At 64.2% G+C, this 22,877-nt stretch carries 22 protein-coding genes, 1 tRNA gene and 1 pseudogene; 13 read left to right on the top strand and 11 right to left on the bottom strand.

The features are described 5' to 3' along the window. Positions 1 to 174: 174 nt before the first annotated feature. The 3 genes from OHL12_RS17140 to OHL12_RS17130 all read right to left on the bottom strand — a co-directional run bounded on the left by OHL12_RS17140 (position 175) and on the right by OHL12_RS17130 (position 2,754). Positions 175 to 849 carry a hypothetical protein gene (locus OHL12_RS17140; RefSeq protein ID WP_263415033.1) on the bottom strand — a complete coding sequence of 225 codons (675 nt, stop codon included), beginning with the start codon at positions 847 to 849 and terminating at the stop codon, positions 175 to 177. Between the two features lie 84 nt (positions 850 to 933). Beyond that, positions 934 to 1,800, bottom strand: a complete 867-nt coding sequence (locus OHL12_RS17135) for a ferritin-like domain-containing protein (protein ID WP_263415032.1) — start codon at positions 1,798 to 1,800, stop codon at positions 934 to 936. 69 nt (positions 1,801 to 1,869) lie between these two features. Then, positions 1,870 to 2,754 (bottom strand): ferritin-like domain-containing protein, encoded by an 885-nt coding sequence (locus OHL12_RS17130; protein ID WP_263415031.1) that lies wholly within the window; start codon positions 2,752 to 2,754, stop codon positions 1,870 to 1,872. A 452-nt stretch (positions 2,755 to 3,206) separates the two neighbouring features. Here OHL12_RS17130 and OHL12_RS17125 point away from each other — a divergent pair. From OHL12_RS17125 to rplK, 4 genes are all read left to right on the top strand, one after another. Beyond that, a tRNA-Trp gene (locus OHL12_RS17125) sits at positions 3,207 to 3,282 on the top strand. A gap of 113 nt (positions 3,283 to 3,395) precedes the next feature. After that, the gene (gene secE, locus OHL12_RS17120; protein WP_263415030.1) at positions 3,396 to 3,656 is read left to right on the top strand and encodes a preprotein translocase subunit SecE; all 261 of its coding nucleotides are present in this window, start codon (positions 3,396 to 3,398) and stop codon (positions 3,654 to 3,656) included. A 28-nt stretch (positions 3,657 to 3,684) separates the two neighbouring features. Continuing rightward, positions 3,685 to 4,350, top strand: a complete 666-nt coding sequence (nusG, locus tag OHL12_RS17115) for a transcription termination/antitermination protein NusG (RefSeq protein ID WP_263415029.1) — start codon at positions 3,685 to 3,687, stop codon at positions 4,348 to 4,350. Between the two features lie 114 nt (positions 4,351 to 4,464). Continuing rightward, positions 4,465 to 4,899: a 50S ribosomal protein L11 gene (gene rplK / locus OHL12_RS17110; RefSeq protein WP_263415028.1), complete on the top strand. Its 435-nt coding sequence runs from the start codon at positions 4,465 to 4,467 to the stop codon at positions 4,897 to 4,899. Between the two features lie 100 nt (positions 4,900 to 4,999). Here the strand turns inward: rplK and OHL12_RS17105 are convergent, their stop codons facing one another. Then, positions 5,000 to 5,182: a hypothetical protein gene (locus OHL12_RS17105; RefSeq protein ID WP_263415027.1), complete on the bottom strand. Its 183-nt coding sequence runs from the start codon at positions 5,180 to 5,182 to the stop codon at positions 5,000 to 5,002. A 228-nt stretch (positions 5,183 to 5,410) separates the two neighbouring features. On the opposite strand from OHL12_RS17105, the gene OHL12_RS17100 reads away from it, so the two are divergent. Continuing rightward, positions 5,411 to 6,862: a carbohydrate porin gene (locus tag OHL12_RS17100; RefSeq protein ID WP_263415026.1), complete on the top strand. Its 1,452-nt coding sequence runs from the start codon at positions 5,411 to 5,413 to the stop codon at positions 6,860 to 6,862. Positions 6,863 to 6,868: 6 nt separating this feature from the next. Here the strand turns inward: OHL12_RS17100 and OHL12_RS17095 are convergent, their stop codons facing one another. The 3 genes from OHL12_RS17095 to OHL12_RS17085 all read right to left on the bottom strand — a co-directional run bounded on the left by OHL12_RS17095 (position 6,869) and on the right by OHL12_RS17085 (position 12,027). Continuing rightward, positions 6,869 to 8,368 carry a sialate O-acetylesterase gene (locus OHL12_RS17095; RefSeq protein ID WP_263415025.1) on the bottom strand — a complete coding sequence of 500 codons (1,500 nt, stop codon included), beginning with the start codon at positions 8,366 to 8,368 and terminating at the stop codon, positions 6,869 to 6,871. 110 nt (positions 8,369 to 8,478) lie between these two features. Further along, entirely contained in the window at positions 8,479 to 10,890 is a 2,412-nt protein-coding gene (locus tag OHL12_RS17090; RefSeq protein WP_263415024.1) for a glycoside hydrolase family 2 protein, read from the bottom strand. Between the two features lie 114 nt (positions 10,891 to 11,004). Then, on the bottom strand, positions 11,005 to 12,027 hold the full coding sequence (locus OHL12_RS17085) for a M23 family metallopeptidase (RefSeq protein ID WP_263415023.1): 1,023 nt from the start codon (positions 12,025 to 12,027) through the stop codon (positions 11,005 to 11,007). Positions 12,028 to 12,224: 197 nt separating this feature from the next. On the opposite strand from OHL12_RS17085, the gene thiL reads away from it, so the two are divergent. Next, on the top strand, positions 12,225 to 13,247 hold the full coding sequence (thiL, locus tag OHL12_RS17080; protein WP_263415022.1) for a thiamine-phosphate kinase: 1,023 nt from the start codon (positions 12,225 to 12,227) through the stop codon (positions 13,245 to 13,247). Beyond that, positions 13,244 to 13,852 carry a hypothetical protein gene (locus tag OHL12_RS17075; protein ID WP_263415021.1) on the top strand — a complete coding sequence of 203 codons (609 nt, stop codon included), beginning with the start codon at positions 13,244 to 13,246 and terminating at the stop codon, positions 13,850 to 13,852. Before thiL ends, OHL12_RS17075 begins: the two co-directional genes overlap by 4 nt. On the opposite strand, the gene rsmD is transcribed toward OHL12_RS17075, so the two are convergent. Further along, complete coding sequence (rsmD, locus tag OHL12_RS17070; protein ID WP_263415020.1) at positions 13,816 to 14,430, bottom strand: 16S rRNA (guanine(966)-N(2))-methyltransferase RsmD; 615 nt, start codon at positions 14,428 to 14,430, stop codon at positions 13,816 to 13,818. The two genes, OHL12_RS17075 and rsmD, sit on opposite strands and share 37 nt — an antisense overlap. Before the next feature lie 66 nt (positions 14,431 to 14,496). Here rsmD and OHL12_RS17065 point away from each other — a divergent pair, with 66 nt between their 5' ends. Next, positions 14,497 to 15,621: a CBS domain-containing protein gene (locus tag OHL12_RS17065; RefSeq protein WP_263415019.1), complete on the top strand. Its 1,125-nt coding sequence runs from the start codon at positions 14,497 to 14,499 to the stop codon at positions 15,619 to 15,621. After that, positions 15,614 to 16,525, top strand: a complete 912-nt coding sequence (gene rsmI, locus OHL12_RS17060) for a 16S rRNA (cytidine(1402)-2'-O)-methyltransferase (RefSeq protein WP_263415018.1) — start codon at positions 15,614 to 15,616, stop codon at positions 16,523 to 16,525. The genes OHL12_RS17065 and rsmI overlap by 8 nt, the downstream gene beginning before the upstream one ends. A gap of 19 nt (positions 16,526 to 16,544) precedes the next feature. On the opposite strand, the gene OHL12_RS17055 is transcribed toward rsmI, so the two are convergent. After that, positions 16,545 to 17,081, bottom strand: a complete 537-nt coding sequence (locus OHL12_RS17055; RefSeq protein WP_263415017.1) for a hypothetical protein — start codon at positions 17,079 to 17,081, stop codon at positions 16,545 to 16,547. Between the two features lie 117 nt (positions 17,082 to 17,198). Here OHL12_RS17055 and OHL12_RS17050 point away from each other — a divergent pair, with 117 nt between their 5' ends. From OHL12_RS17050 to moeB, 4 genes and pseudogenes are all read left to right on the top strand, one after another. Next, positions 17,199 to 18,179: a PLP-dependent cysteine synthase family protein gene (locus tag OHL12_RS17050; protein WP_263415016.1), complete on the top strand. Its 981-nt coding sequence runs from the start codon at positions 17,199 to 17,201 to the stop codon at positions 18,177 to 18,179. Next, on the top strand, positions 18,179 to 18,613 hold the full coding sequence (locus OHL12_RS17045; RefSeq protein WP_263415015.1) for a M67 family metallopeptidase: 435 nt from the start codon (positions 18,179 to 18,181) through the stop codon (positions 18,611 to 18,613). The genes OHL12_RS17050 and OHL12_RS17045 overlap by 1 nt, the downstream gene beginning before the upstream one ends. Positions 18,614 to 18,674: 61 nt before the next feature. Continuing rightward, a pseudogene (locus OHL12_RS17455) lies at positions 18,675 to 18,932 on the top strand (MoaD/ThiS family protein); the annotation flags it as partial. A gap of 21 nt (positions 18,933 to 18,953) precedes the next feature. Then, positions 18,954 to 20,180, top strand: a complete 1,227-nt coding sequence (gene moeB, locus OHL12_RS17040; RefSeq protein ID WP_425583482.1) for a molybdopterin-synthase adenylyltransferase MoeB — start codon at positions 18,954 to 18,956, stop codon at positions 20,178 to 20,180. A gap of 45 nt (positions 20,181 to 20,225) precedes the next feature. Here moeB and OHL12_RS17035 read toward each other — a convergent pair whose 3' ends face one another. Next, positions 20,226 to 21,473: an alkaline phosphatase family protein gene (locus tag OHL12_RS17035; protein ID WP_263415013.1), complete on the bottom strand. Its 1,248-nt coding sequence runs from the start codon at positions 21,471 to 21,473 to the stop codon at positions 20,226 to 20,228. A gap of 107 nt (positions 21,474 to 21,580) precedes the next feature. Next, positions 21,581 to 22,876, bottom strand: a complete 1,296-nt coding sequence (locus OHL12_RS17030; RefSeq protein WP_263415012.1) for a homoserine dehydrogenase — start codon at positions 22,874 to 22,876, stop codon at positions 21,581 to 21,583. Position 22,877: the final 1 nt, after the last annotated feature.

Raw genomic sequence — 22,877 nt, 5'->3', positions numbered from 1 at the left:
CCATCACCGAAATCATCAAGTAAGCCACTGCATGGAGCAGATGCGCTTCGCGTCTGCCCCATGCAAGCTCACATGCAACACCGAAGGGCCGCATCGAACGATGCGGCCCTTCTGCTTGTGGTTAGAAGAGATCAGAAGTGCAGGTGCTTCCCTGCCCTTCTCGGACCCTACGGGCTAGAAGTGATAGGCGAAGCCGACGGTCGGTTCCTCGGTGACGACCCAGCCGCGCGTGCTAATCGCAGCGTTGTTGAAGTTGGGAGCGCGATAGATGAGTGCGCGGCCCTGAATGCGCATGGCGAGATGATTCGACTTCATGAGTGGAATATCGAAGCCGGTTTCGACCAGGCCTGCACCGCGCCACTGGTTGTTGGCGAGGTACGGCAGGAAGTCCACTGCGCCGCCACCCACGTTCACGTACGGCTGGAACTTAATGTGCTTGGGGTGGAACTGGTAGGCCGCGGTGGCTTCGTGGAAGGCGACCGGCACGCGCAGGTACTGCTGTGTGCCGGGCTGGCTGGAGTATTGCGAGTTGTACTGCTCGTCGAACTGAACGAACTGGTAATTGAGCTCGATGCCAGCCCACGCCACTGGGTGGAAGCCGAGCTGTGCCAGAACACCGGGTTTGCTGGTGGTTCCCTGCTGCTGGCCGGTGATGGTTTCGCTCAGCGCGTTGGGCGGCGTGCCAACCGGAGCAGTCAGCGGGGTGGCGTTGTTGGTGAGGGGCGTCGTGAACTCTTCGGTTGCGCTGACGGCGATAGTTCCGCCCTTGAGGCGGCTGAACTGTGCCTGTGCGCTGACGGCCGCCACCATAAGGCTGAGTGCGACGGCGTACGTGATTGGGAACTTCATTGAGCGTCTCCTAGAAAGCGAGCGGTGCGTGATCTCTGGTGCCGGGGCGGTGCAACGTAGCCCGGCTACTGCGGCGAAGCGGCGTTAGCTGATTGCGATGGGGCCGTTCAACCCGTTCGGGAAGAAGCCGCCCTTTGCAACGCCGAGGACGCCCGCTGCACCGTACGCAATCTGCAACACCTGTGAGGTGGTGCGCACCGGACTCAGCCCTGTGGTTGGGTCGGTGTTGAAGATGCGGCTCAGAGAGGGCGGAGCATCCTGCGCATCGACCGCGGCAGATGTGACGCCGTTCACGATGCAGAGTTCCCGCAGAAAGCCAGCGTGCTGTGCTTCCACGTGGAGGATCTGTGCCGCGTAGTTCAGGGCCGCCGGGTTCGCAACCAGGTACTGCGCACCACCCGCGTAGGCGCTCACGCCCACACCTTCCAACTGCCGGGCAAGCGCAAGAAACGTGGTGTCATTCGTTACCGCCCCAAGGGCAGCCAGGTTGAGTGCGGGCAGGTCCACGGGCGTGCCGCCGTTGCCGGAGATGGCGGCGCGCAGCAGCTCCACGTGCTGACGTTCTTCCACCGCAAGCTGCGCGGCCAGGCGCCCGATCAGCGGATTGGTGAACGTCACCTTGGCTCCGCCGGTAACGGTGCCCGGGTTGCCGCCAATGTCTGCCGCGGGGAGGCCGGAGCCGGTCGCCACGTAGGAGTAGAAGGTCGCTTCCAAGTACTCCAGGTTCAGTGCGAAGTTGAGAACATCGTTCACCGAAGGAGCGACGCCGGGCGTGGTGATGGGGCCGTCGTTGCTGCAGCCGGCAAGAGAGCCGGCGCCGAGAGCTGCACCAGCAAAGCCAAGGGTGGTGAGAAAGCCGCGGCGGCCAAGGCGCGAAGCCGGGCTCTGCTGCGACAGGTGTGCCGTGTCGGTATCGGCACCTGAGTCGAGATGGACCATGCGATCAGACATGTTGAAACTTGCCTCCAGGCAATCGGTGAGTGAGTCGGTCAGCGTTGGATCGGGATGCAGACGCCGGTCCTAGGTGGACTTCACGTTGCCGTTGAATCCGTTCGGGAAGAAGCCACCCAGCGTGACACCGGAAGGCGGGTTGATCGTACCTGCGCTGGAAACGCGGTATGCAACACCCAGCACCTGCGACGGCGTGCGCAGCGGCGAAAGCGCGTGAACCGCATCGGCAGTAAACAGGTTCGTTGCCGAGGGAGGAATGTCCTGTCCATCAATGGCCGGGCTGACGATGCCCTGCGCGATGGCAAGGTAGTTCACCACACCGGCGTGCTGGCCTTCAGCACCCAGAATCTGGCTGGCCGTGGTCAGGATGGCGGGATTCGATACCAACAGCTGCGCGCTGCCAATGTACGCAGAGCCACCCAGCGCGGTGAACTGGCGAGCAGCAGCGATGAATTGCGCTTGAGTGGTGATCGTTCCGTTCGCTGCCAGGTTGATCACCGGCTGCGGGATGGGTGTGCCGCCTAGCGAAGTGATTGCGGAGCGCAGATCGGCGATGTGGTCGACCTCGTCCTGCGCAAGCGCCTGGCACACGGCCAGCGTGTTCGCGTCCAGCGGCAGCTTGCCAGGCGCGCCCTGCACAGCAGCACCGCCGCCGTTCAGCGAAGAGCTGAGCCCGGTGCCGGTGGAAGCGTACAGGTAGAAGTTCGCCTCCAGGTATTCCAGGTTCAGCGCAAAGTTCAGGACATCGGTGATCGGCACACTCGCCTGGGCGCGAGCCTCGCCTACGCCAACGGTGGCCAGGGCTGCCGCCGCCATCATGGAGCCGAGGAAACCACGGCGATTGATGTGTTGTATGGAACGCTCAAACGCCAGGATGCGGCGATCGGTCTCTAGCTGCTCCGCGGAAACCTTCTCCGTGGGGGCGAGCAACGATGGGTGCGATGCGGTGGACAATGGGACCTCCATGCCGTGACGTGGCATAAGCTCTGCGGTTGATCGACATGCTGGTGAGCGAAGGCACGAAGCCGCGCCGGCATGGCGAACCTTGAAGCTCGATTACGCCTGCCGTGTCACAATTTCTGTCCCGCTCACTTCGCGTTCTTCTAACGTGTTTGGTCAGAGCGAGTGCGGGGCGTTTGGAGATGGTCGTGATTTAGTGCCCAGGGCGGAGTTGGCCAGCAGTGTCGCTCTATGTCATACAACGGCGGATGCGCTGCGTCATACAACGGCGGATGCGCTGCTCTAGCGGAGTACCGGCTTTGCGGCTAGAACTTTTGTGCGCTGAACATGCTCGAAAGCTGTGGCTCGCGCGCGAGTGGCCAGGCATTCGGTTGCGGCACGACCCGGAACTTCGGTACACTTAGGCGTTGGCTGCTGGTGCCCGCAGGGTCAGCCGGCTGCTCCGTAGGGGAGTAAGCTCAACGGTTAAACTGTCGGTCTCCAAAACCGAACTTCTCGGTTCGAATCCGAGCTCCCCTGCCATCTCCAGAAGCACAGCAGGTTTGCAAGACCCAAGGGTACGTCGCGGCGTGCCCGGACGTAGCAGAAGGAAGCGAAGCGGTGAGAGCCGCAGAGCGGAAGAGTTAGAGGCAAGCATGGCCAAAGCAATGGTGGTAGCCGATCAGCCCACGACGGGCATTGAACGGATGAAGTCGGGCCCGGAGCGGCTGAAGTCGTTCCTGGAGGACGTGCGCAGCGAACTGCGCAAGGTCAACACGCCGACACAGGCCGAGGTCCGCAGCACCACAACAGTGGTCATCCTGACCGTGTTTGCCTTTGCGGCGTTCTTCTGGCTTGTAGACCTCCTGATCAATCACACGTTGAACGCCCTGATCACCAGGCTGACCACGCACTAACCACCCCAGGACGACAGGAAAAGAACCTATGGCAGACGAAATCTCGATTCCGACCGAGCCCTACCAGGTGGACCAAGAAGAAATAGCAGCCGATCACGGCGCCGAGGGCGTGACCGAACCGCTGGACGGCACCGCGCCCGAACAAGCGGAGCCGGAAAGCAAGCTGAAGTGGTACATCATTCACGCCTACTCGGGCTTTGAGCGCAAGGTGAAGGAATCGCTGGAGAGCCGTGTTCGCGCGTTTGGCCTGAACGCGCGCGTGGGCCGCATTGAGATCCCGACGGAGCCCGTAACCGAGCTGCGCAACGGCAAGAAGTACACGATCGATCGCGTGTTCCTGCCTGGCTATGTGTTCGTCGAGCTCGACATGGACAACGACCTGTGGCACCTGGTGAAGAACACGCCTAAGGTCACCGGCTTTCTGCAGACGGGCGATACGCCCACGCCGCTGAGCGAGCAGGAAGTGATGCTGATGCTGAACCGCGCCGACGTGGTGAAGGAGAAGCCGAAGCTCAAGGTGAAGTTCGAGAAGGGCGAGCAGGTCCGCATTACCGAGGGGCCGTTTGCCAACTTCAACGGTGCGGTAGACGACGTAAACGAAGACAAGCAGACCCTGAAGGTTATGGTCTCGATCTTCGGACGCCCGACGCCGACCGAAGTGGAATTTTCGCAGGTGGAGAAGCACGTCGAGTAGCGGAAACTGCTCGCGGCTTCTCTGCAACGAAACGTAACAAGCCGTATTCCGGTGGCTTCTACCCAGGACGCGGCACCAGATCAGGGACATCGATCCCGCTAGAGGAACCGAATCATGGCACCGAAGAAGATCAACGGATACGTCAAGCTCCAGGTGATGGCCGGCAAGGCCACCCCTGCACCGCCGATCGGCCCCGCACTGGGTCAGGCGCAGGTCAACATCATGGAGTTCTGCAAGCAGTTCAACGACCGCACCAAGGACCCGGGCATGGCCGGCCTGACAATTCCGGTCGTCATCACCGTCTACGCCGACCGTACCTTCACGTTCGTCACGAAGACTCCGCCGGCTCCCGTGCTGCTGAAGAAGGCTGCCAAGCTGGAAAAGGGTTCCGGCACGCCGAACAAGAACAAAGTGGGCAAGGTGACCGAGGCTCAGATCCGCGAGATCGCCACGCAAAAGATGCCCGACCTGAACGCCGCGTCGGTCGAGTCCGCGATCAAGTCGATCAAGGGTACCGCGCGTTCCATGGGCATTGAAGTTGTCGCCTAAGCAAGCGTGCAAGAGGAAAAAGCAAGGCCCGGCAAATGCCGGGCCTTTCGCTTTTCCAAATGCAATCACGTTCCCAGATGCATTTGATTTCGGAGCCCGATCAGGCCTCCAGAGCCTTGGTGTTGCTGCCAGTCAACGCAGACTTGACCTCGTTGCCGAGCGCACCGAAGGGATTGCTGATTGCCTTCTTGGCGATGTTGCCGAACGACTCGCCGCGGCGGGCCATCAGAACGGCGGCGGTTACACCCGACGCAAGTGTCACCCAAAAGAAAAGACGCTTCATAACGGAATCCTCACGCGATTCGTAGTCGAATCGATCTCCACAATTGGAGGCGCATCCGGGAGCGAACGTTGCTGCTTGGTGAATTCTTCCACCAAGAGGTTATTCAGGCACCTGCCTGAGAGATGCTGACGAGGCAACACCGCTCATGCCGAGTGCGATGATTTAGGCTAGCCTAAATAGCAGCAGGCGACGCATGGGTGGGCGGAGAAAAGGCTGGTTCAAGTACGTATGAAGTTGGTTTGTACATGTTTCGTGGCACTTGGCTTCCTCGGCATTGTGCCGCATGGGGTGGGTCAGGCTGCGGGTGGAGGAAACGCGACGCAGAGTCTGAAGCAGGCGTCTGAGGCGCAGGCGCAGGGCGAGCTCCTGACCATGTTTCCGCACCGGGATGCGGCGCCCTGGTACATCGCGGGACAGGCCAACGTCATCTTCCAGGCACACCCGTCGTTTCACTCGCCCTATGAAGGTGTGAATAGCCTGCACGGCGCAGGCGAGTACAAGACTTCCCTGCTGGGCACGCTCTACCTTGGATTCCAGCCGTGGCTGGCTCTGTCCCACACGCAGGAGCACACGCGGGCCTTGCGCTACAACACGGACGTGGTGCTCGACGTGGAGTCGGCCGGCGGACGCGGCCTGAGCCAGGCGCTGGGTCTGGCCGGCTTCACCAACATTGACGTCGTTCGCAACCCCAACCTAGGGTCGGCTCCCTACATCGCTCGGGTTCAGGTGAGCCAGACCATCGGCTTCACGAACGAGCTGACCGACAACGCGCGCGGACCGCTTTCGCTAGGGCAGAAGGTGCCCGTCCGTCGGCTGGACTTGCGCGTTGGGAAGATGTCGATGGCGGACACCTTTGACCTGAACGGCGTGCTGAGCGACAGCCACCTGCAGTTCACCAACTGGACGGTCGACAATAACGGCGCGTGGGACTATGCGGCCGATACGCGAGGCTACACCTACGGTGCAATCGCGGAGTACCAGGACCGCAAGTGGGCCGTGCGCTATGGTCTGGCGTTGATGCCGACGGTGGCGAACGGCATCGATCTGGACTGGGCGGTCCGCCGTGCCCGCGGCCAGAACATGGAAGGCGAGTGGAGGCACGGTTTTCTACCCGGCAAAGCGGGCGTACAGCGTGTGCTGGCGTACGTGAACAACGCGCACATGGGTAGCTATCGCGAGGCGGTAGAGTCCTACGAGTCCGGCCAGGATGCCAGGCCCAACATCACGGCGCACGAGCACTTCGACGCGCAGAAATACGGCTTGGGCTACAACTTCGAGCAGAGCGTGACGCCCCGCCTGCGGGTGGCCGGACGCTTCGGCTGGAACGACGGCAAGACGGAGTCGTTCGCCTATACCGAGGTCGAGCAGACCGTCTCGGTGGGCGCGGACTACGCCGGGGACGGCTGGGGACGGACCCACGACAAGGTGGGGGTCACCTTTGTCTCAAACGCGATCAAGCGCGACCACCAGCGCTACCTGGCCGATGGCGGCCTCGGCTTCATCCTGGGTGACGGCAAGCTGAACTACGGCCGCGAGAACATCGTGGAAAGCTATTACAACCTGCACACATGGCGCGGGCTGTACTTTGCGCTGGGGCTATCGCACATTGACAACCCCGGCTACAACCGCGACCGCGGCCCGGTGTGGGTGCCGAGCGTGCGCGGTCACGTGGATTTCTAGCGCCGGTTAGTCGTGCGTGAGCGCGGTGGAACGCGGCCCCGGATCCGTGATCTCCTGCTCGCTGGTAAAGGTGGACGCGGGTAGACCGTTGCTGTCCTGCAGGTTGGCCGTAGGCGCGTTGGGCCAGGCATAGCGGACGTATCGCGGATCGGCCACTGCGCTGCTGCGCACGATCACGGTTGCGCCTTCTGCGACTGCTTCCGCCGGAACAAACTTGTGGTCAGCACCGGCGATCTCAAACCCGGTGCACGCCCCACCGGTGCACTGCACCTTCGCTAGCCTGTCTTCAAACCCAACACGCATGGCATTGCCTTCCACGTCCGCACGGGCGAACAAGGGACCGCTGTACGCAACGCGCTCGCCGTAGGCCAGCGACCGGGCCGCGAGAGCAAGCCGATGGCCGACCGTCTGCTTATCCGGCGGGTGAACGTTGTCCGGCGTGCCCACGTCCAGGGTCACGGCCATCGCCGTGTTGGCTACGTCGAGCGTGCGGCGCTGCGCATCGCGCAGAACGCCCCAGGCCTCCTGCGGGGTTGAGCGGAAGCTGGAGATTTGCGCATAGAGGAACGGGAACGCCCCCTGTGCGAAGTGATCGCGCCAGTCCAGGATCATGCTGCGGAAGAGCTGGTGGTACACGATGGAGCGATCGAGCCGGCTGTTGGTTTCGCCTTGGTACCAGATCACGCCACGAATGCTGAGCGGCGTGAACGGCGCAATCATGCCGTTGTACAGGCTGGCCGGCCGGTACGAATCGGGGTTGGGATGAAAGCCGTGCGACACGGGCTGCTGGCCGGCGGCAACGCGCTGCTCGTCCTCGCGCTTGTTCGCCGCAAGCACCAGCGCCTCCGTGGTCTGGTCGGTGACGAAATGGCCCCACTGCGTCCACACCGGTGCGAGTGCCGGGTTCTTGCCGAACGCGTCGAAGCTGGTCCATGCCTCAGCCGGCGTGCCACCCCAAGTGGTGTCGACCAGGCCGATGGTCACGTGCTCCCTTGCAGCGATCTCGCGGCCAAAGAAGTACGCGACAGCAGAGAAGTTCTTCGCCGTCTCAGGCGTGCACTCCGTCCAGGCCGCGTTCACGTCGTCCTGCGGAAAGGCGCTGCCGGTTTTGGGCACAACCATCAGTCGCAGTTCTGGATGCGTGGCCGCGGCGATCTCTTTCTCGCCGTCCTTTAGAGGCGTCGTCGGACCGAAGCCGGCCAGCGGCATCTCCATGTTGGATTGGCCTGACGCGATCCAGAGGTCGCCAAGCATCACGTCGTGCAGCGTGACCGTGCTGCTTCCCTGCACCGCCAGATCGAACGGGCCGCCTGCAGGCTGCGCTGGAAGATAGACGCTCCACTGCCCCAGCCTGTCCGCCGTGGCATTCGCCCGCAACGCGCCCTTGCCCGCAGAGCCGGCGTGCTGCAGAGACACGCTGACGGCTTCACCAGGCTGCGCCCACCCCCAGATGTGGATGGGAGCGTCGCGCTGCAGCACCATGTGGTCGCTGAGTACGTGGGGCAAGCGGACTTCGGCCCGCACTAACGCCGGCAGCAAACCGAGCCCGGCGACAGCAAAGCAGACATGAGACGTCCGGCGAAGACTCTTGAGGGCTTCCTTTGCATTGCAAAGCACTATGCGACCTCGTCCGCAGCGGCGGTCAGGGTGAAATGCAGTTCCTCTGTGCCGAGCACGGGATGTGTCGCGCGCAGAGTCACTGTACCGGCGGTTTCCTTTGCGCGAATCCAGATGGCGCCCGTGCCTCCGATCAGACCGAACGGATTGTCGCCAATAATCTCCGCCGGGCCGTCGAGCGCGAAGGTGATGGCATCGGCAGCGAACGGACGGATATTGCCATACTCGTCCTCTACGCGCAGCACCACGCGCGTGCTGTCACCGCCATCGGCGACCAGCGCAGCGTCGTCGGCTACCAGGCGGAACTTTGCGTCCACTGCGCTTGCGGACCACTTGCGATCCACAACCCTCTTGCCGTTCACATAGCCTTCGGCGCGCAGATCGCCCCAGGAGTCCAGCCCTGTGTCGGTGAGCCGGAAAACATATGGCGGATGCGGCAGGTGCGGGTAGAGCGTGCGATTCGGACTTCCCTTCAACTCGTGCTCGCCCTTGCTGTCGATCAGGTAAGCCTTGACGGTGTCGCAGTTGGTCAGGAACTCGGCCGCGGTAATGCCGGTCGACTCATCGTTGCGCGCCCAGTGGTGGCCAAGTTCGAGCACGACCTCTTCGCTCGGCTCGCACATGGACTTGTACAGGTAGGCGGCCGGCTTGGGCGTGCGGAAGATGTCGAACACGCCGTGGTAGCAGATGTGGTCGCCCGAGCCGAAGTTGAAGTGCGTGTTGTAGTCGAACGCGCACCAGCCGATGCCGCCGGCGTACTGCGGATTGCTGGCAAGCTGATCGTGCACACGCGCGTGGCGATGTGTGTGCTCGCGCAGGCGTTCCAGCGAGTCGATAGTCTTGGTCGGGAAAGTGTGACCCACGAACTCGGTGTTCAGGTACTTGCCGTGAACGGGTGGCTTCAGCGGGAAGCCGAAGTCGTTCATGGTGAACACGTCTTCCAGGAACTCCGATTCTTGGAAGTACCGGATGCCGCCCGTCTGGCGCGACGGGTCGAACGCGTGCGCCATGGCGTTCGTGCGCGTGTAGAAGTCGTGGTTGTCGCGCGACTCGTTGATGCGCACGCCCCACAGCACGATGGAGGGGTGATTCCAGTCCCGGCGGACCATGCGGCGCACATTGTCGACGCTGATGTCCTGCCAGGGTAACGGGCCGATGTGCTGCCATCCCGGGATCTCTTCCAGCACCAGTAGGCCGATCTCGTCGCAGGCGTCGAGGAAATGGCGCGACTGCGGGTAGTGCGAGGTGCGCACGATGTTGCAGTGGTATTCCTTGCGCAGGAGCACGGCGTCCTTGCGCTGCGCGCGCGCGGCCATCGCCTGGCCCACCCACGGAAACGTCTGGTGACGGTCCAGGCCGTGCAGCTTAATCACCTTGCCGTTCAACGAGAAGCCCTGGTCGGTGAAGGTGGCCTCTCGGAAGCCGATGCGGCGGGTGGTCTCGTCCAGCACGGTGCTACCGCTCAACAGCTGCGTGTGTACGGTGTACAGCTTGGGCGTGTCCAGGTCCCAGAGCTCGATCTTGCCCAGCTTGCTCAGCGTGAGCACAACCTGCGGCTTGTCGGCATCGCCGAAGGGCTGTGCACCGAGCGCCTGACCCGCGTCGGCATTTGGAAGCACCGGGGGAATGTTGCCGCTGATTGGTGCGGTGCCAGTGGCGACTACACGATCGCCATCGCGAAGTTCGCAGCGCAACGTCAGCGGACTCTTGCTCTCTGCCGCGTACAGGACCCGGCGAACGTAGCCGCGGACCTCCACCGTCGGATGCGCGGAGAGCACATCCTTCGGCATCGCGAAAAGGTTCTCGAGATGCGCGATCTGGGGCACGATGCGCAACTGAACTTCGCGATACATGCCGCCAAACGTGAGGTAATCGATTTGGTCGCCGAACGGTGGCATGTCGGCGCGTTCGCTCGAGTCGACCTCGACCGCCAGAACATTGCGCCCGGACTTATCGAGGTATGGCGTCAGGTCGAAGCTGAACGGCGTATAGCCGCCTTTGTAGCTGCCCACGCGTGTCCCGTTCAGGTAGACCGTCGTCGCGGTCATCACGCCTTCGAAGTCGAGGAAGACACTTTTGCCGTCCAGGTTGGCGGGCAGCTTCAGGTCGCGGCGATAAACCGAGGTGAACTGAAAAGCCTTTTCGCTGAAGCTGTGCCACGGCAGGCGAACGTTGGTGTGGGGCACGCAAACATGGGCGAAGCTTGAGTCGTCAAAGTCGCGGTTCCGCGCATCAGCAGTGGCGGTGTTGCGGTAGCGCCATCCACGGTTGAGCGGAAAGATCTCCGTCTGACTACGCCCGGTCTGACCCGAAGCTCGCGGCGCAGCAAAAGCAGCGGGCGAAGCGGCAAGTGTGGCAGCAGTAGCGCCGGAGCGCTTCAAAAAGGAGCGGCGGTTCAGTCGATTGCGCATGCGCCATTGAGTGTAAGGAATCGAAAGCGCTTTCGGCCAATGGTTTGCGTGCGAAGCAGGCAGAAACGCCCTTCGGCAAGCGAAGGGCGTTTTTCTGTCGTCTCGATCCGAAGGTTACAAACCCGCGTTCAACACGGTCGCGTCGGTGCTGGTGGCGCGCAGGTACTTGTGCGGATTGACGGCAACGTCATGCACGCGGACCTCGTAATGCACGTGGTTGCCGGTGGTGCGGCCACTGTGGCCCACAAAGCCGATCACCTGTCCGCGAACCACCTGCTCGCCGGCCGTGCAGTGCAGGCCGGACATGTGGCCATAGATGGTGCGAACACCATTGCCATGGTCGATCACGACCTCGGTCCCGTAGCCGTTGCCGATGCCGGCCATCTGCACGATGCCGGGTGCGGTGGCGCGAATCGGTGTGCCGTAGGGGGCGGAGATGTCGAGACCCTTGTGGAACTCACCCTCACCCGCGCCCAGAATCGGGTCTTCCCGCTCGCCGAACGGCGACGAGATAGGACCGACGACCGGCCACAGGGTAGGCGTGCTGCCGCCGATCGCGATGTCCGGGCCGAAGCCGGCCGGAGCAGACGAGCGGAAGCTGTCAACCGGCGAAGTTGTCCAGGCCGAGGCGATCGCACGCGAGGCGTTGCCGTTCATCGCCGAGGTCTTGAGCTGGCTCAACTGGTCCAGGCTGGTCTGGAACCCGGTGGTAGACAACGTGCTGTCCGGCGTGGGCGCTATCAGCGCGCCACTGGCGGTGCCACTGCTGGGAGCCGCGTGCTTGCCATGGAAGAGCCGGCCTGCGGGAATGGCCAGCTTGCTCGCGGTAAAGCCATACAACTGCGAAACTTCGCCGGCCAGCGCACCCAGTGACGCGGCCTGCACTTCCTTCTCATGTTCGCGACGCTCCAGCTTGGCGTAGTCACTGCGCAAGGTGTCCCGCTCTGTGCGGACCTGGTTGAATCGTTCGGTCTTGAGCAGCATGCGGGAGTAGGACCCGGCGAGCCCCGCAATGGTGAAGAAGCCCACCACCGCTGCGCCCACGAACAGGTACACAAACTCCATGGGAACCGAAACCCGGTTCAGGTCTCCATTCGATTCCCGTGCAACAAAGACAACGTAGAAGCGCTTTTTCAAAAGGATCGGACCCCGTGGGATGGAAGCGTGGATCTGGCGGCAGTGCCGCAACCGCAAACAAATCTAGTTTACTGTCCTGATTCGGGGCGGTTCAACTCTGGGTTGCCCGCGACCTCTGCCACTTCTGGCCAGCGTGAGTTGATGAAGCGCAAAACAGTTCAGCAGGATGGAAAATCCGGAGGCTCTATGCTCGTTGCATGGCGCGAGAACCAGGCGGCGAGCTCGACCTGATCCGGAAAATCCAGCTTCGATCCGGGCGGGTTTCAGATTCAGCCAGCCGTGACTCCCGGCGCGCCAGCGCGGTGACGCTTGGCATAGGCGACGATTGCGCAATCCTGCAGTCACCCGCCGGCCACGAACTGCTGGTCACCACGGATTTCAGCCTCGAAGGCCGGCACTTCGACCGGGCGGCGCACCCGGCCAGGTCCGTGGGTCACCGTTGCCTGGCTCGCGGCCTCAGCGATCTGGCGGCCATGGGGGCGACGCCGCTGGCGGCCTTCCTATCTCTCGCTCTGCCTGCAGGACTGCAACGGACCGCTCGCGGCCGCGCGTGGGTCGACGGCTTCCTTGATGGTTTGCTGTCGCTGGCACGCAACAGCGGGACCTCGCTGGCGGGTGGCGATACCTCGGCTGCACCGGGCCAGCACATCCTCGCCGACATCGTCCTGACCGGCGCCGCACCACGCGGCAGATCTCTGCGGCGCAGCGGCGCACGCGCGGGGGACGCGCTTTACGTGACTGGCTCCCTGGGCGGTTCGGCCGCGGAACTTGCCCAGCTGCTGCGAACCCCGCGGCGTTTCCGCTCTGCCCTGCCGGAGAACGATCATCCGCACCTCTTCCCCCGGCCCCGGCTTCTGGTTGGGCAGGCGCTTCGCAGGCGAGGTCTGGCCAGCGCCGCCATCGACGTAAGCGACGGCCTGTCCACCGACCTCCATCACCTGTGCGCCGCGTCTGGCGTGGGGGCAATGGTAGAGGCGGCTGCGCTGCCGATTCATGCTTTGGCGGCGACGGAGGAGGATGGCGGCCTCGCTCTGGTCCTGCACGGCGGAGAGGATTACGAACTGCTGTTTGCGGCCCGGCCCACGGTGAGAATGCCGCGGACGGTGGCCGGTGTTCCGGTGCGGCGCATCGGGCGGTTGACGCGGTCGAAGCGGGTACTGCTGGAACGCGACGGCAGGACCGAGCCCCTGGATTCGGGCGGATGGGAGCACACGTTGTGAACCTCGCCCAACAAAACGGGGCCCGTGAGTTGACGGGCGACGGCTGGATCGCGACGGTGCTGGACCGACCGCCCCTGATCGCGCCTGCGCGTCAGTTCACCTTTCCTTTCGCCGTTGCGGGCGAGGAGGACGCTCTGGCGCGCGGAGCCCTGTGGCTGCAGGTGCGGTCCACGGGGGGTACATGGCTCGCACAGTGCGCGCTGGGCTTTGCCGGCACGGGCGTGGCGCATGGCCTGTGGCCGCTGGCTGGAGGCGGCCTGCTGGCGTGCGCCGGCGGATATGCGTACGCAATCGACCCCGACGCACCCGAGCGCACGGTCCTGCTGCCGCCCCGGCCTGCCGTGGCGGTGATCGCACTCGCGGAGCGCACCGTCTTGGTGACGCACCACGCCCTTGCAGTACGAGAAGCGGACGGCGAGGTGTGGGCAACGCCCCGGCTGAGCTGGGAAGGCGTGACCGTCACCGGCGCAGATGAGGCGGCCGTTCGAGGTCTCGGATGGAACATGATGGACGACGTGGAAATCGCGTTCGAAGTGGACCTGCGCCGCCGGACGGCGACCGGTGGCGGCTACCGGCTCTCTGGCGACTGTTCCGCCTCAGTCTGACGGAAGAACGTGAGCGCGGCATCGCCCTGCTTCAGCGTGCGATAGCTCTCCAGCGTGCCGATGGTGGGCGGCAACGGCGACTGCCGGCGATGCTCCGCGACGACGATGCCGCCGGGCTGCAGCAACGACGAGCCCGGCCCGCCGAGGAAGCCGAGCGTGCGCTGATACTCGTCCGCGGCCTCATACGGCGGGTCCAGAAACACGATGCCGGCCTGTCTGCCCGCCGCCAGCAGGCGTTTCAGCAGCGTTGCCGTTCCCGCGCTCTCTACCTCCGCCCGAATGCCGAGGGTGGCGAGGTTGGACCGGAGGGCAGAGAGCGCCGCGCGTTCGGTTTCGGCAAAGTACACGGCCGCGGCGCCGCGCGATGCCGCCTCAATGCCCACCGCGCCCGAGCCGGCGTACAGATCGACAAACACCGAGTCCTGAAGCCTCGGCGCGAGAACATTGAACAGCGTCTCACGGAGTCGGTCGCTGGTGGGGCGCGTGTTGTCGCCGCGCGGCGCCGTGAGCAGGCGGGAACGGAAGGTTCCGGCGATTACGCGCACGCCGCCCCCGGACGGGATGTCTGAGGTTGGCATTGCGCAGCGTGCATACGCGGAGCATACCGCGCGCCGCAACTGGCCGCGGTTGCTTACAATCAGACGGTGCGCCCAGGGTCGATTCCGTTCGGTCATTGGTTTGGTGTAGACCTGCGCCTGCATCTCTACACCGTTGTGCTCCTGCCTCTGCTGGCCATGCTGGCCACGGTGCAGGACGTTTCCGCCGGTCGCGGTGTCTTGCTGTTTCTGCTGCTGATGCTGGCCGTTCTGGTCCGCGAAAGCGCGCGTTCGCTGGGCCGGCTCGCGGCGGGCATCCCGGTCGATCGGCTGGTGATCACGCCGGTGGGCGCGCTGAGCAGCGACGGTGCGTCCGACGCCGACGAAAACGCGCCGCGATGGCTGGCCCTGGTGGGCCCGCTGGCAAACTTTGCAGCGGCCATCGTCATGGCAATGCTGGCGTTCTCCATTACTTCGGGCGTCAACTTCTTTCAGCGGCACCTGGCCGAGCCGCAGCACCTGCTCCGCGCCGCCATCTGGCTCCAGATCATGCTTGGGGCGCTGCACCTGCTGCCGGCCACCCCGCTGGACGCCGGCGCCCTGTTGCGGACGCAGTTCATCCGCATGCGTGGCAAGGCGCGCGGTGTTCGTGGCGCCGCCGGGCTATCGCAAGCGATCGGCCTCGGCCTGATGGTCTTTGGGGGCGTTACCCAGGAGATCGTGCTGATGCTGCTGGGCGGAACCGTGCTGCTGCTATCGCAACTGGAAGCCCAGCGGTCCGTTACAAACACGGCGATTTCCACGATCACGGTGGGCGACGTGATGCTGTCGGAGTGGACATCGCTGTCCGCGTCGGACACGGTGCAGGACGCGCTGGAACGCTCGGCGCATTCGCTGCAGGAATCTTTCCCGGTGGTGCGTGGGCCGGTGGTGGTGGGCTCCATCACCCGTGAGGCGTTGCTGGGACAGCTTCGCGCGGAGGGCAACGGGTATGTGCAGGGCTCCATGTCGCGCGACCTGGTGATTGCAGCACCCGGCGACGGACTGATTGCGACCGTGCAGCGGCTGGCGGGCGGGTCGGCGCGCGGAAATGTGGTCCCAGTGATGCGCGACGGGCAGGTGGTCGGCATGGTCACGCCGCAGAGCCTGTCGCCGGCCATGATGTCGCTGGGTCGCGTTCGGCGGTACCGCACGCAGACCGAGCGCGAAGACGACAACGAGCGCAATGGCTGAGGACAGCCTTTCGCGACCGGGCATCGCTCCCACCGAACCACTTGCGCCGGGCCTTTACCTGGTGCCGACGCCCATCGGCAACCTGCGCGACATTACGCTACGTGCGCTGGATGTGCTGGAGCGCTGCGACGTGATCGCCTGCGAGGACACCCGCGAAACGCAGAAGCTGCTGAACCACTTCGGCATCGAGACGCCGACAGTCAGTCATCATCTGCACAACGAGCGCGACCGCGCGGACGAGCTGGTGCGGCGGGTGCTGGCAGGCGAACGCATCGCCCTGGTCAGCGACGCCGGAATGCCGGCCATTGCGGACCCGGGCGAGACGGCGGTGTCTTTGGCCGTTGCGGCAGGCGTGCCAGTGTATGCCCTGCCCGGCGCAAACGCGGCTGTGACCGCGCTGGTGGCCAGCGGATTACCCGCGGAACGCTTCAGCTTTCGCGGGTTTCTGCCGTCGAAGTCCGGCGAGCGCCGGTCGGCGCTGGAAGCACTGCATCGCGAGCTGCAGAGCCTGGAAGGTGTCGCGGGAACGCAGATCTTCTACGAGACGCCGCACCGCATCGTGGAGGCTCTGACCGATGTGGTCGCCGTGTTTGGCGCGGCGCACCCGGTCGCACTGGCACGCGAACTGACCAAGCTGCACGAGGAGTTTCTGCGAGGCACCGCGGCCGACGTTCTCCGCGCGCTGGAAGCGAAAGATCGCGTTCGCGGCGAAATGGTCCTGCTGCTGGCGGGAACCCTCTCTGCGGAAGAGAACGCCGGAAGCGAAAGCCTGGCTGCAGCCGTGCGCCGCGTGATGCGGGAGGAAGGCCTGGACGAGATGGCTGCCCTGAAACGTGTAGCGCGGGAACGCGGCCTGGGCAAGAGCGAAGCCTACCGCGAGTGGCAACGGACCAAGGGCCGCTAGCCGGTCCGCGCGATCGCCGTTACAAATCGTTCGCGTCGTCCTCGGGCGCGGTCGCGACAGCGGTCGACCGCTGCAGCGGGTCGGCCAGGCGTTTGCCATGCGCTTCGTCGTGGTGCTCGCGGCCTTTCACCCGGTCATAGACGTAGGTGTCGCTGGTGGTACCCAGACTCTCGTTGTAGAGTGACATGCTGCCGGCGGCTTCCTTCAGCTCCTCTGAGAACTTGTGGATGGCCCGCAGGGCGTCTGCGGTCGCTGCGATCTCCAGCTTGCCGGCCTTCAGGAACTTCTGGTAGCCGCGGTCTTCGATGCGCGCGATCTGCCCGTTGATCACGTACCCGCCACGGGTGACGATCTCTGCCGGCTGCGGTGTGGTGCCCTTCTCGGCCTTGGGATCGACGCGCGATGGCGCGATTTCTGCCGCGCAACCGTACTTGGAAACGCGTTTGGCGCCGCTGACCGAAGCCTGTGAGGCGGACGAGACATCAAATCCCTGGGAGCCAAGCGTGGACAGGACGTCGTCAAAGGTGCGGGTCGCCGGCTTCTTGCGAAAGAACATGCGTGATCCTCAATCGGGTGCTCTGGGGACGCTGGGCGCTCCGGCACTCCGCTAGACTAACTTTCGCACAGACCGAACCCGAGCGACATCCGAGTACAGAACAAGCGAGTCAAGACGATGGGAACCGCCGCCACACAGAACGAGACGACAAGCACCCAACCCAGGATCGGCGCGGCGCTGGGTTCCAGCGTGTTGGACCGCATCGGCAACACGCCCATGGTGCGTCTGGACCGCATCGTGCAGCACTTGCCGGGCATTACGCTGCTGGGCAAAGGCGAGTTCGCCAACCCGGGTGGCAGCGTGAAGGATCGCCCTGCTTCGGGCATCGTGCTGGCGGCCCTGGAGGCCGGCGAACTGGGCGATGCGCAGCCGGAACGCGCCCTACTGGACGCGACCAGCGGCAATACCGGCATCGCTTACGCCATGCTTGGCGCCGCGCTGCAATTTCCGGTGACCCTCTGCGTGCCCGCCAGCGCCAGCCCGGAACGCAAGAAGATTCTGCAGGCCTACGGCGCCGAGGTCATCTTCACGCCCGCGGGCGATGGTTCGGACGGCGCGATCCGCAAGGTGCGCGAACTGTACGGAGCCTCGCCGGAAAAGTACTTCTACGCCGATCAGTACGGCAACGAGAACAACTGGAAGGCGCATTACCGCACCACGGCCAACGAGATCTGGCAGCAGACCGACGGCCGCATCACGCACTTCATCGCGGCGATGGGAACCAGCGGCACGTTCATGGGGACCACCCGCCGCCTGCGGGAACTGAACCCGCATATTCACTGCATCAGCATGCAGCCGGATTCTCCGTTCAACGGCCTGGAAGGCCTGAAACACATGCCCACCGCCATCGTTCCGCCGATCTATGACCCAGAGCTTGCCGAGCGCAATATCTGGGCGGAGACGGAGCCGGCTTACGCCATGTGCAAGCGGCTGGCCCGCGAAGAGGGCGTGCTGGTCGGCGTGTCCGCCGGCGCAAATGTGGCGACCGCCCTGCAGATTGCGGAGGAAGAGTACGCGGCGGGACGCGAGGCAGTGATCGTGACCGTTCTGTGCGACGGTGCGGATAAGTACCTGAGCGAGCGGTTCTGGAGCGAGTAATGTTGAAGCTTTCCCAAGCGCACTATGACGCTCTCCGCGCCCACGGCGAGGAGACGTATCCGCACGAGTGCTGCGGCATTCTGCTGGGCCATGTGGGTGCCGAGGTGAACGAGGTGGTAGACGTGATGCGTGCCGGCAACACGCGCACCGATTCCGCGCACAACCGCTACCACATCGCGCCGCAGGAACTGATCAAAGCGCAGCGCGAGGGCCGGAAGCAGGGCCTCGAGATCGTGGGCTTCTACCACTCGCATCCGGACCATCCCGCGCAGTGGTCGACCACCGACTTTGCGGAAGCTCACTGGTTCGGGTGTAGCTACGTCATCACGGCCGTCGCGCAGGGCAAGGCCGCGGTGACGAACAGCTTTCTGCTGCGCGGCACGAGTGAAGAAGACAAACAGTTTGTAGACCAGGAAGTCCTGGTGCTTTCCTAGCGGGCAATTCCGTTACGCGGTTTGTTTTCGGTCTGACTTAGCATTTTGAGATGAGGACGAAATGACGATTTTGATTCCAACGCCGTTGCGTGGCTTTGCCGATGGCAAGTCCACCGTGGAAGTCGAGGCGGCCACGGTGAGCGAGGCGCTGCAGAAGCTGACCGAGGCGCATCCGCAGTTGAAGCAGCACCTGTTCGGCAGCGAGGGCAAGCTGCGTTCGTTTGTGAATGTCTACCTGAACGATGACGACATCCGCGATCTGCCGGAGAAAGAAAACTCACCGGTCAAGGCGGGCGACGATCTGTCCATCATCCCGTCGATCGCGGGCGGAACGCCGGCCATCGCGGAGGAGGCAATTGCCGAGCCAACCACCGAGCTGCCGACGCTGAGCAACGACGAGATCGCGCGCTATTCGCGCCACCTGATCCTGCCCGAGGTGGGCATGGACGGGCAGCGCAAACTGAAAGCCGCCAAGGTGCTGTGCGTGGGCACCGGCGGCTTAGGCGCTCCGCTGGCACTGTACCTGGCTGCCGCGGGTGTGGGCACCATCGGCCTGGTCGATTTCGACGTGGTCGACGAGAGCAACCTGCAGCGCCAGATCATCCACTCGCAGGCCACCGTCGGCAAGCTGAAGGTGGATTCCGCCGAGCTGATGATCAAAGGTCTGAACAAGAACACGAACGTGGTGAAGCACAACACGATGCTGACCAGCGCCAACGCTCTTGAGATCTTTCGCGACTACGACGTGATTGCCGACGGCACCGACAACTTTCAGACGCGCTACCTGGTCAACGATGCCTGCGTTCTGACGGGCAAGCCGAACGCGTACGGATCGATCTTCCGCTTCGAGGGCCAGGCATCCGTCTTCGCCACCGAGGAAGGCCCGTGCTACCGCTGCCTTTATCCTGAGCCGCCACCGCCGGGACTTGTTCCGAGCTGCGCCGAAGGTGGCGTGCTCGGCATCCTGCCCGGACTCGTAGGTGTGATCCAGGCGACCGAGGTCATTAAGCTGATCCTCGGCATCGGCGAGCCACTCATCGGGCGCTTGTTGCTGGTGGACTCACTCGGGATGACCTTCCGCACGCTGAAGCTGCGCAAGAACCCCAACTGCCCCGCCTGCGGCACGCACGAGATCCAGGAACTGATCGACTACAACCAGTTCTGCGGCGTGGCTCCGCCGGTTGAGGCCGGCCCGCTCGAGGTCTCGTCACACGGCGCAGTGGCGCAGGGCGCGAACGAGGTGGATGGGATTCCGCAGATCACCGTGGAAGAGTTGAAGGCGAAGCGCGATGAGGGCAAGGCGTTCATCCTGGATGTTCGCGAGCCGCACGAGGCACAGATCGCCTCCATCGGTGCGCCGCAGATCCCGGTAGGCCAGTTGGAGCAGCGCCTGAGCGAATTGCGTGGCCACGAGAACGATGAGATCCTCGTGCACTGCAAGACCGGCGGCCGCTCGCAGAAGGCCTCGGTACTGCTGAAAGCGAACGGCTTCAAGAACGTGAAGAACGTTGCCGGCGGCATTACTGCATGGGCCGAGCGCATCGACCCCAGCGTGCCGAAGTACTAGGCAGTCACTGCAGCAGAGATCGGCAGCGCGCATGCGCTGCCGATCTTATTTGTGCCGCAACGCGGGCTTGAGCGGACCCAGCGCGCCGTCGTTCGGTGCAGGCTTCAGGTGCAGCAGGGCGCAGACGAAGTCATACACATCGACGTTGGGAAATGACGCCAGAGTGGTGTGCCGCACCCCCGGGCCCTCCGCAACGAAGAGCGCCTTCATCTCCGGAACCACCGCAGGATCGAAGCCGTGTTCGCCAAGGTTGTCCTTGCCCTCGGTCCGGGGATGGGCATGGATCGTGTACGGCCCGTTGGCAACCATCACGGGATCGCCCTCACGCGGATTGTCGTTGTATTGAAGTTGTGCCGGCACGTCCTTGCGGCGGTATGCCGTGAAGCGCGGATCGGGATGTGCGCGGAACTGCCGGTAGGCCGCTTCGGCCGTGGCTTCGTCCGGAGCGTAGAGCAGCGATCCCACCGTTCGGAACTTGCTCAGATCTGCGTACTGGTCGAGGATCACGGGCTCCGGGTTGACGCGCACCATGCCATGGTCGGCGACGACGACCAGATCGATGGGCAGGCCGGTAGCGTCCAGGCCATGCTTTAACTCGCCGATCAGCTCGTCTACGTGGTGGACGGCCTCGCGCGTCTCAGGCGAGTCCGGTCCGAAGTTGTGCCCGGCATGATCCACGTTGCTGTAGTACAGCGTGATCAGGTGCGGCCGCTGCTCGGGCGGCAGCGCTAGCCACGCCAGCACCTGCTGAACGCGCTTCTCGTCGTCGAACTTGTCGTCGAAAGGGACGTAGTAGGCCGGGCGCTCGCCCGCGATCTCGGCGTCGGACGTGGGCCAGAAGAACGACGCCGCGCGCATGCCCTGCTGCTCCGCCAGCGACCACAGCGGAACGCCGTGGTACCAGGTGCCATCGCCGGAGGTCTTGCTCATGGAGTACTGCTGGTCGCGCACGGCGTCGTAGTAGCCGTTGGCCACCATGCCGGAATGCTCCGGCAACAGGCCCGTCACCAGCGTGTAGTGGTTCGGGAAGGTCAGCGAAGGGTAGGACGGGATCATGCCTTCGGGAGCGGTCGCTCCCTGCTTGGCAAGTCGCTGCAGGTTCGGCGCGTCGTACTTCTGCAGGTAGTCGTAACGAAACGCGTCCAGCGACATCAGCACCACATAGGACGCGCGCTCTGCACGTGCGGAGTTGGGCGGCACGGGCGTGCTGACAACCGGAGCGATCGTCTGCGCGGGTGCGCTTGCGGCAAAGCAGAGGAGAGCGGGGACGAGGCACTGCAGCAGACGTCGCACACTGGATGGACGGAGGCGGCGACCGATTCGGACGCACGCCTCGTGTAAGCAGGACCGCAAACCCGCCGATGATCGCGCGAGGAAACGGGCGTGCTCCACAACTGGCCTCAGTCGCCCTCGGGCTCTCGCATCATCTGCAGCAGCAAGGGCTCTTCCAGCATGGTTGGCATCTGGCCAATGGTGTGCACAGCCTGCTGCACGGTGGTTGTGGAGCACGGCTCCGTGGTGACCACGAACGGCAACGCGTCCTTCGGATAGCCAGGCCGCTGCACGATGCTGTCGATGTTGGCTCCCACCTGCGCCAGCGCTCCGGAGATGGCGGAAATGATGCCCGGCTTGTCCTGCACCACAAACCGCAAGTAGTGCGGCGCAACGAACTCGCGGCTGACCGCTCGATCCTGCACCGGCAGCAACGGCGATGCGCTGCCGTGCGCCACGGCAAGCAGGTCGCTGACCACGGCGACAGCCGTAGGATTGCCGCCCGCTCCGTGGCCGCTGAAGACAACATCGCCGCCGAACTCGCCCGTGGTCATGACCAGGTTCTGGGTTCCGTGCGACCAAGCGAATGGCGAGGTGTGGGGCACCAGCGTCGGACCAACGTTGGCGCGGATCGTGTCCCCGTCACTTTCAACGCGAGCCACCTGGCGGATGGTGCAGTTCAGGTCTCGCGCATAGTGGAAGTCGACCAGGCGCACGTTGCGGATGGTCTGTACGGGCACCGCATCGGGGTTCAAACCCACCTGCATGGCCGTACGCGCCAGGATGCAGAGCTTGGCCCGCGCGTCGAAGCCGTCCACGTCCGCGGTGGGATCCGCCTCGGCATAGCCGGCGGCCTGCGCCTTCGCGAGCACGTCGTGGTAGTCCGCGCCCGCTTCCATCTGCGACAGGATGAAGTTGCAGGTGCCGTTCAGAATGCCCGCAATCTGGCGCACGCGGTCGCCTTGCAGGCCGTGCAGCACGGCGGGAATCACAGGCACACCGCCGGCAACAGCGGCGTTGTACACCAGCGATACGCCGTTCTGCCGTGCAAGCTGCGACAGCTCCGCACCGTGGTACGCGATGAGCTGCTTGTTCGCCGTGACCACGTGCTTGCCGGATGCGAGAGCACGCGTCAGCCACTCGCCCGTCGGATGCAGGCCGCCCACGACCTCGATCACCACGTTCGCGTCGCTGTTCAGCACGTCCTCGATATTCTCGGTCCAGACGATGTCGCCGGAAAGTCCGGACGCACGATCGCTGCCCTGCTTGCGCGCAATGCCGCGATTGTAGATGTGCGTCAGACGCACGCCCTCAAACTTCTGGTCGTGCAGCAAATGCGCAACGGCGGAGCCGACCGTGCCGAAGCCCAGCAGGGCCACGCGTTTCTCATCTGTCTTGACGGGTTTCACAGCGGATTCGTTCATG

The organism is Terriglobus aquaticus (assembly GCF_025685415.1).
Lineage (GTDB): Bacteria > Acidobacteriota > Terriglobia > Terriglobales > Acidobacteriaceae > Terriglobus > Terriglobus aquaticus.
The sequence above is the reverse complement of the archived record's forward strand: the minus strand, read 5'-3'. Positions and strand labels throughout refer to the sequence as shown.

What these genes read in the sequence shown, in the direction of transcription:
- OHL12_RS17140 (WP_263415033.1), bottom strand. Translation starts at nt 849, where the DNA reads ATGAAGTTCCCAATCACGTACGCCGTCGCACTCAGCCTTATGGTGGCG.
- OHL12_RS17135 (WP_263415032.1), bottom strand. Translation starts at nt 1,800, where the DNA reads ATGTCTGATCGCATGGTCCATCTCGACTCAGGTGCCGATACCGACACG.
- secE (WP_263415030.1), top strand. Translation starts at nt 3,396, where the DNA reads ATGGCCAAAGCAATGGTGGTAGCCGATCAGCCCACGACGGGCATTGAA.
- nusG (WP_263415029.1), top strand. Translation starts at nt 3,685, where the DNA reads ATGGCAGACGAAATCTCGATTCCGACCGAGCCCTACCAGGTGGACCAA.
- rplK (WP_263415028.1), top strand. Translation starts at nt 4,465, where the DNA reads ATGGCACCGAAGAAGATCAACGGATACGTCAAGCTCCAGGTGATGGCC.
- OHL12_RS17105 (WP_263415027.1), bottom strand. Translation starts at nt 5,182, where the DNA reads ATGAAGCGTCTTTTCTTTTGGGTGACACTTGCGTCGGGTGTAACCGCC.
- OHL12_RS17100 (WP_263415026.1), top strand. Translation starts at nt 5,411, where the DNA reads ATGAAGTTGGTTTGTACATGTTTCGTGGCACTTGGCTTCCTCGGCATT.
- OHL12_RS17090 (WP_263415024.1), bottom strand. Translation starts at nt 10,890, where the DNA reads ATGCGCAATCGACTGAACCGCCGCTCCTTTTTGAAGCGCTCCGGCGCT.
- thiL (WP_263415022.1), top strand. Translation starts at nt 12,225, where the DNA reads ATGGCGCGAGAACCAGGCGGCGAGCTCGACCTGATCCGGAAAATCCAG.
- rsmD (WP_263415020.1), bottom strand. Translation starts at nt 14,430, where the DNA reads ATGCCAACCTCAGACATCCCGTCCGGGGGCGGCGTGCGCGTAATCGCC.
- rsmI (WP_263415018.1), top strand. Translation starts at nt 15,614, where the DNA reads ATGGCTGAGGACAGCCTTTCGCGACCGGGCATCGCTCCCACCGAACCA.
- OHL12_RS17055 (WP_263415017.1), bottom strand. Translation starts at nt 17,081, where the DNA reads ATGTTCTTTCGCAAGAAGCCGGCGACCCGCACCTTTGACGACGTCCTG.
- OHL12_RS17050 (WP_263415016.1), top strand. Translation starts at nt 17,199, where the DNA reads ATGGGAACCGCCGCCACACAGAACGAGACGACAAGCACCCAACCCAGG.
- OHL12_RS17045 (WP_263415015.1), top strand. Translation starts at nt 18,179, where the DNA reads ATGTTGAAGCTTTCCCAAGCGCACTATGACGCTCTCCGCGCCCACGGC.
- OHL12_RS17030 (WP_263415012.1), bottom strand. Translation starts at nt 22,876, where the DNA reads ATGAACGAATCCGCTGTGAAACCCGTCAAGACAGATGAGAAACGCGTG.